The sequence below is a fragment of the Sandaracinobacteroides sp. genome (genome assembly GCF_057137845.1).
Genome location: NZ_DBNHFX010000005.1, coordinates 1 through 6,399 on the forward strand (window position 1 = coordinate 1; position 6,399 = coordinate 6,399).

Annotated in this window: 2 protein-coding genes; both read left to right on the top strand. The window is 63.2% G+C overall.

Translation table 11 applies throughout. The annotated features are described in order from the left end of the window. The first annotated feature begins 83 nt into the window (after positions 1-83). Positions 84-2,798 (top strand): nitrate/nitrite transporter, encoded by a 2,715-nt coding sequence (locus tag AC16JP_RS00160; protein ID WP_484338576.1) that lies wholly within the window; start codon positions 84-86, stop codon positions 2,796-2,798. 17 nt (positions 2,799-2,815) lie between these two features. Further along, the coding region (locus AC16JP_RS00165) for a nitrate reductase subunit alpha (protein WP_484338577.1) at positions 2,816-6,399 on the top strand (3,584 nt) is incomplete at its 3' end.

Below are 6,399 nucleotides of genomic sequence, written 5' to 3' on the forward strand. Positions count from 1 at the left end.
GATTCATATCAAAGACCATATCCATTGCCCGTGGTTGTGGGGCGCCCTATCATGCCGCCTCATCGCGGCGCGGAGAGAAACCCATGACGGACCTTGCAGCGCCAAGCCCATTCGAACAGCAACGAGCCCTCTGGCTCAGCACCATCGCGTTTACGCTGTGCTTCGCAGTCTGGACGATCTTTTCCATCATCGGCCTGTCCATCAAGGACGAGCTGGGCCTGACGGAATCAGAGTTCGGCCTGCTGATCGCCACGCCTGTGCTCAGCGGCTCGCTGACGCGGCTGTTCCTCGGCGTCTGGACCGAACGCTACGGCGGCCGTCTGGTGTTTTCGGTGCAGATGGTTCTGGCCGGCATTGCCACATGGGCGCTTACCTTCGCCAGCACCTATGCCGGGTTCCTGTTTGCGGCGCTTGGCGTCGGCCTTGCCGGCGGCTCGTTCATCATCGGCGTCGCCTATGTGTCGAAATGGTTTCCGCAACAAAAGCAGGGAACTGCGCTTGGCGTCTTCGGCATGGGCAACGTCGGCGCGGCCGTAACCAAGTTCCTTGCGCCGTTCGTGCTGATCGCCGCCGGCTGGCAGGGCGTGGCACAGGTCTGGGCGTCGGTCATCATCGTGATGGGCGTGCTCTATTACCTGCTGGCGCGCGATGATCCGGATTTCGCCCGGCGCCGGGCCGACGGTGTCGCGGCCCCTACCCTTGCCGAACAGTTCGCCCCGCTGAAGAAGCTTCAGGTCTGGCGCTTCGCCCTCTATTACTTCTTCGTCTTCGGCGGTTTCGTGGCGCTGGCGCTGTGGCTGCCGCACTATCTCGTGGAAGTTTACGGGATCGACGTGAAGACGGCAGGCATGGCCGCGGCCGCGTTCAGCCTTTCCGCCAGCATATTCCGTGCCTATGGCGGCATGCTGTCCGACCGGGTGGGCGCACGTTCGGTCATGTACTGGACGTTCGGCTTCTCGCTGCTGCTGCTGTTCATGCTGTCCTATCCGCCGACGGAATATGTGATCCGCGGCAAGAACGGTCCGATCCACTTCGCCACCGAAATGGATCTCTGGCCCTTCGTCGCCACAACGTTTGCGCTCGGCTTCTTCATGAGCCTCGGCAAGGCGGCGGTGTTCCGGCACATCCCGGTCTATTATCCGAACCATGTGGGTGCCGTCGGCGGTCTCGTCGGCATGATCGGCGGCCTCGGCGGTTTCATCCTGCCGATCGTGTTCGGCGTCCTCCTCGACGTCACCGGCATCTGGACTTCGTCGTTCGTGCTGCTGTTCCTGATCGTTCTGGTGTCGATGACCTGGATGCACCTGTCGATCCGTGCGATGGAGCGCCAGGCTCATGGCGCCGCCCTCGACCGGCTGCCGAACTTCCCCGAACTGCAGGAAGTGCACGATCCCGAAGTCACCGTGATGCCACATGTAATCGAGGACTGGCGCCCGGAAGAGCCGCAGTTCTGGGCCGACAAGGGCCGTTCGATCGCAAGGCGGAACCTCTGGATCTCCATCCCGGCGCTGACCCTTGCGTTTGCGGTCTGGATGGTGTGGTCGATCGTCGTCTCGAAGCTGCCTGCGATCGGTTTCGATTTCGGCGAAGACCAGTTGTTCTGGCTGGCGGCGTTGCCGGCGCTCTCTGGCGCCACGCTGCGTATCTTCTACAGCTTCATGGTGCCGATCTTTGGCGGCAGGCTGTGGACGACGATTTCAACCGCCTCGCTGCTGATCCCGGCGATCGGCATCGGCTATGCTGTCCAGAATCCTGAAACCCCCTATGTGATCTTTGCGGTGCTGGCGCTGCTGTGCGGCTTCGGCGGCGGCAACTTCGCCTCGTCGATGGCGAACATCGCCTTCTTCTTCCCCCGTTCGGAAAAGGGCCACGCGATGGCGCTGAACGCCGGGCTTGGGAATCTCGGCGTGTCGCTGATGCAGTTCCTGGTGCCGATCGTCGTCACCATGGGCATGTTCGGCGCCGTCGGCGGGCCGGCGCAGCAACTGGCCGATGGCGGGCAGGTATGGATCCAGAACGCCGGCTTCATCTGGGTCCCGTTCATCCTCGCCTCGACGGCGCTGGCATGGCTCGGCATGAACGACATCGCCGATGCGCGATCCAGCTTCCGCGAGCAGGCCGTCATCTTCTCGCGCAGGCACAACTGGGTGATGTGCGTCCTCTATGTCGGCACGTTCGGCAGCTTCATCGGCTATTCGGCCGGTTTCCCGCTGCTCTCGAAGCTGGTGTTCCCCGAAGTCGATGCGCTGAAGTTCGTGTTCCTCGGGCCGCTGATCGGGGCGCTCAGCCGCGCCGGCAGCGGCTGGCTGGCCGACAGGATGGGGGGCGCGCGCGTCACCTTCTGGGTGTTCGTCGGCATGATCGCGGCAGTTGTCGGTGTGATCTGGGCGCTGGGGAACGCCTCGTTCATCGGCTTCTTCGCCTTCTTCATGGCGCTGTTCTTCTTCACCGGCGTCGGCAATGCCTCGACCTTCCAGATGATCCCCGTGATCATGCGGACCGACATGCAGCGCCTCGCCCCCGATCTCGACCTCGTGTCCCGCAACCGGCAGGCCGAACGCGAAAGCGCCGCGATCATCGCCTTCACCAGCGCGATCGGCGGTTACGGCGGCTTCTTCATCCCCAAGGCCTATGGCAGTTCCATCGCGATGACGGGTTCGCCCATCCTGGCGCTGTGGCTATTCCTTGGCTTCTACGTCATATGCCTCGCTGTCACCTGGGTGGTTTACACTCGCAAGGGCGGCCTGTTGCATGATATCGAACGCGGCCGTGCACAGCCTGCCGCCCTACCCGCCTGACTATTGAGGAGCACACCATGAGCCAGCTTATGGATCGCCTGAACTTCCTGAAATCGCTTCGAAAAGACACTTTCGCCGGCGGACATGGGCAGACGACGATCGAAAACCGCGACTGGGAAGATGCCTATCGGCGTCGTTGGCAGCACGACAAGATCGTCCGGTCGACCCACGGTGTGAACTGCACCGGTTCCTGCTCGTGGAAGATCTATGTGAAGTCGGGCATCGTCACCTGGGAAACCCAGCAGACCGATTATCCGCGCACCCGGCCCGACCTTCCCAACCACGAACCGCGCGGCTGTGCGCGCGGTGCTTCCTATAGCTGGTATCTCTACAGCGCGAACCGGGTGAAGACCCCGCTGGTCCGTGGGCGGCTGATGCGGATGTGGCGGGAAAAGCGCCGCACCATGAGCGCGGTCGAGGCATGGTCGTCGATCCAGAATGATCCGGCGGCACGCGAAAGCTACACCCGCATTCGCGGCAAGGGCGGATTCGTCCGCGCAAGCTGGGACGAAGTGACCGAGATCGTCGCTGCGGCCAACGCCTTCACCACGAAAAAATACGGTCCCGACCGGGTGTTCGGCTTCTCGCCGATCCCTGCCATGTCCATGATTTCCTATGCGGCGGGCGCGCGCTACCTGTCGCTGCTCGGCGGCACCTGCATGTCGTTCTACGACTGGTATTGCGACCTGCCGCCCGCCAGCCCGCAGACATGGGGCGAACAGACCGACGTTCCGGAATCGGCCGACTGGTACAATTCCGGCTACCTGATCCTCTGGGGCTCGAACGTGCCGCAAACGCGCACGCCCGACGCACACTTCTACACCGAAGTCCGCTACAAGGGCACCAAAAGCGCGGTCGTCTGCCCCGACTATTCGGAAGCAGCAAAGTTCGCCGACATCTGGCTCAACGCCAAGCAGGGCACCGACACCGCGCTCGGCATGGCGTTCGGCCATGTCATCCTCCGCGAGTTCCACCTCGACCGGAAGGTGCCCTACTTCGACGATTACTGCCGCCGCTACTCAGACATGCCGATGCTGGTCCGCCTCGACCGGAAGGGTGACCGGCTGATTCCGGGCAGGCAGTTGCGCGCAGCCGATTTCGACGGCGCTCTGGGCGAAGCCAACAACCCCGACTGGAAGACCGTCGGCATCGACGACGGCACCGGCGATGTTGTGGCGCCGAACGGTTCGATCGGTTTCCGCTGGGGTGAATCCGGCAAGTGGAACCTCGAACAGAAGGCCGGCGGGCGCGACGTGAGCCTGCGCCTCAGCCTCGCCGACAACCATGACGAAATCGCATCGGTTGCCTTCCCCTATTTCGGCGGCGCCGCCACCAACGGCTTCGAGATCGACGACCGTGGCGAAGTGCTGAACCGGAACATCCCGACCAAGCGCATGAAGCTGGCGAGCGGCGAGGAAGTGCTGGTCGCCACAGTATTCGACCTGCTCTGCGCGAACTACGGTCTCGATCGCGGCTTCGGCGGAGAGCATGTCGCCAAGGACTATGACGCCGATGTGCCGTTCACGCCCGCCTGGGCCGAACGCATCACCGGCGTCCGCCGCGACAAGATCGTCCAGGTCGCCCGCGAGTTCGCCGACAACGCCGAAAAGACCAACGGCCGTTCCATGGTCATCATCGGCGCCGGTATGAACCACTGGTTCCACATGGACATGAACTACCGCGCGGTCATCAACATGCTGGTGCTGTGCGGCTGCGTCGGGCAATCCGGCGGCGGCTGGGCGCACTATGTCGGGCAGGAAAAGCTCCGCCCGCAGACCGGCTGGACCGCGCTTGCCTTCGCGCTCGACTGGGCGCGCCCGCCGCGCCACATGAACGGCACGTCGGCCTGGTATGCCCACACCGACCAGTGGCGCTATGAAACGGTCACCTCGAAGGAACTGCTGTCTCCGACTGCCCCTGACGGCGACTGGGAAAAGCTGAGCCTGATCGACTACAACATCCGTGCCGAGCGGATGGGGTGGCTGCCATCGGCGCCGCAATTGAAGACCAACCCGCTGGAAGTCGGCCGCGCGGCCAAGGCCGCCGGCGTCGCCGCCAAGGACTATGTGGCCGAACGGTTGAAGTCCGGCGAACTGCAAATGAGCTGCGAAGACCCGGATGCGCCCGAAAACTGGCCGCGCAACCTGTTCGTCTGGCGCTCGAACCTTTTGGGTTCGTCGGGCAAGGGGCATGAATATTTCCTGCGCCACCTGCTTGGCACGGACCATGGCATGCAGGGCAAGGACCTTGGCGAGGAAGGCCGGGTGAAGCCGGTCGAAGCCGTCTGGCGCGACGAGGCGCCCGAAGGCAAGCTGGACCTGCTGGTCACGCTGGACTTCCGCATGTCGACGACGGCCGTCTATTCCGACATCGTGCTGCCAACGGCAAGCTGGTACGAAAAGGACGACCTGAACACGTCCGACATGCACCCGTTCATCCACCCGCTGCAGGCGGCGGTCGATCCGGCGTATGAATCCAAGACCGACTGGGAAATCTTCAAGGCGATCGCGAAGAAGTTCTCGGAAGTTGCGCCGGGCACGCTGGGTGTCGAAACCGACGTTGTGCAATGGCCGCACCAGCACGACACGCCAGCGGAACTGGCGCAGAACATCGTCGCTGACTGGAAGCGCGGTGAATGTGATCTGATCCCCGGCAAGACGGCGCCCGCCTACATCGAGGTGGAGCGGGATTATCCCAACCTCTACAAGCGCTTCACCGCACTTGGGCCGCTGATGGAAAAGATCGGCAACGGCGGCAAGGGCATCGCCTGGGATACCAAGCACGAAGTGCACCACCTGAAAGAACTGAACGGCACGGTGGTCGAAGAAGGCGTCACCAAGGGCATGGCCCGGATCGACACCGGGATCGACGCCGCCGAAGTGGTGCTGATGCTTGCGCCGGAAACCAACGGTGAAGTTGCCGTGAAGGCGTGGGATGCACTGGGCCAGATCACCGGCCGCAACCACAAGCATCTGGCCGAAACCAAGGAAGACGAGAAGATCCGCTTCCGCGACATCGCCGCCCAGCCGCGCAAGATCATCTCGTCGCCCACATGGTCGGGTATCGAGAGCGAAAACGTGTCCTACAACGCCGGCTGGACCAACGTGCATGAACTGATCCCGTGGCGCACCGTCACCGGCCGCCAGCAGATCTATCAGGATCACGAATGGATGCGCGCGTTCGGTGAAGGCTTTGTGACGTGGCGGCCTCCGGTCGACCTCAAGACCGTGGGCGCCAACATCACCCATGCGCTTGGCGCGAACGAACCGCATGTCGTGCTGAACTTCATCACCCCGCACCAGAAATGGGGCATCCACTCGACCTACACCGACAACCTCTTGATGCTGACCCTGAACCGGGGCGGCCCGGTGGTGTGGATCTCGGAAGTGGACGCGAAGAAGGCAGGCCTCGTCGACAATGACTGGGTCGAGGTGTTCAACGTGAACGGTGCAATCACCGCCCGCGCCGTCGTCAGCCAGCGCATGAAGGAGGGCACGATCTTCATGTACCACGCGCAGGAAAAGATCGTGAACACTCCGGGCAGCCAGCTTACCGGCAAGCGCGGCGGCATCCACAACTCCGTCACCCGGACGGTTGTGAA

Coding starts and splice junctions, on each gene's coding strand:
- AC16JP_RS00160 (WP_484338576.1), top strand. CDS start 84: ATGACGGACCTTGCAGCGCCAAGCCCATTCGAACAGCAACGAGCCCTC.